This is a genomic window from Streptomyces sp. NPDC101166 (assembly GCF_044768125.1).
In the GTDB taxonomy this organism is placed as follows: domain Bacteria; phylum Actinomycetota; class Actinomycetes; order Streptomycetales; family Streptomycetaceae; genus Streptomyces.
The window spans coordinates 1-1,488 of record NZ_JBIWPF010000104.1; the positions used below are offsets into that span (position 1 = coordinate 1).

Below are 1,488 nucleotides of genomic sequence, written 5' to 3' on the forward strand. Positions count from 1 at the left end.
CGGCGGTTCCGTCGGGCCATTCGGAGGACGGATTGTGTGAGGAATGCGCCGCCTTCGACTGGGCGGCTGGAGTCTGTCGACTTCCTCGATGAGCGCCCGACCACTCTACTCGAGCGAATGCTGTTGGTCGCGATAGGTTTCCAGCAGCCGCAGCCAGATCTCGCTGATGGTGGGGAACGACGGCACCGCGTGCCAGAGGCGGTCGACGGGGACCTCACCGACGATGGCGATGGTGGCCGAATGGAGCAGTTCGGCGACGCCCGGTCCGGCGAAGGTCGCGCCGACGATGACCCGGCGATCGGGGTCGATCAGGACTCGGGCTCGTCCCCGGTAGCCGGGATCGTGCTGGATCGCTCCGGCGACCCGGCCGATGTCGTAGTCGACCACGTCCACGTAACGTCCGGTGCGCGCGGCGTCCTCGCAGGTGAGGCCGACCGCCGCGATCTCGGGATCGGTGAACACGACCTGCGGCACCGCCTCGAGGTCGGCGGTCCCGGCGTGGCGATCCCAGCGTCCGGTGTCCAGCGGCTGCCCACCTGCTCGGGCGGTGATGACCGAGCCTGCGATGCGCGCCTGGTACTTGCCCTGATGGGTCAGCAGTGCACGGTGATTCACGTCTCCGACCGCATACAGCCATTCCCCCTCGACCGCGGCCACGGTGAAGGTGTCGTCGGTGGTGAGCCACTGACCGGGGGTGAGGCCGACGGTGTCGAGACCGAGGTCGTCGGTGCGAGGTGCGCGTCCGGTCGCGAGCAGCAGCTCATCGGCAATCAGCCGCGTGCCGTCGGCGAGAGTCAGGTGGATGCTGTCGTCGGGTCCTCCCACGCGCTCGGCGGCGGTGATTGTGGTTCCGAACCGCAGATCCACTCCGGCTTCCCGCAGCCGCTCGGCGACCAGGTCCGCGGCGAAGGCTTCGGCGCGACCCAACAGCCGGTACTCGCGGGCGATGAGGGTGACCTGCGCGCCCAAAGCCTGCCAGGCGGCGGCCATTTCGGTGGCGACCACACCGGCCCCGAGAATCGCGAGCCGGTTCGGTACCTCGCGGGCAGCGGTGGCCTCGCGACTTGTCCACGGCCGCACGGCATCCAGGCCCGGCAGTGGGGGCAGGGCCGCGTAACTACCGGTGCATACGGCGACCGCGTGCCTTGCGGCCAGCCGCACGGTCCCGCCGTCGGGCGTGCGGACCGTCACCCGCCGCGGTCCGTCGAGTCGAGCGTGGCCGCGGATGAGTTCGACATCGACGGAGGCGAGCCAGGCGACCTGGTCCCGGTCGTCCCATTCGGCCACGATGCGGTCGCGATGCTTCAGGACCGCGGTCGCGTCGAGGGCTCCGGTGACCGCCTCCCGGACTCCGGGGAAGCGGGCGGCCTCGCGGTAGAGCAGCGCGGGGCGCAGCAGTGCCTTGCTGGGTTCACACGCCCAGTACGAGCATTCACCGCCCACCAGTTCGGATTCGACGATCACCGTGCTCAACCCGCCGGCGCGAGT

The 1,488-nt window shown here is 70.2% G+C and carries 1 protein-coding gene; it reads right to left on the reverse strand.

Translation table 11 applies throughout. The features are described 5' to 3' along the window. Positions 1–105 precede the first annotated feature (105 nt). On the reverse strand, positions 106–1,488 hold a 1,383-nt coding region (locus ACIRS4_RS36750; protein ID WP_404204383.1), incomplete at its 5' end, for a dihydrolipoyl dehydrogenase family protein.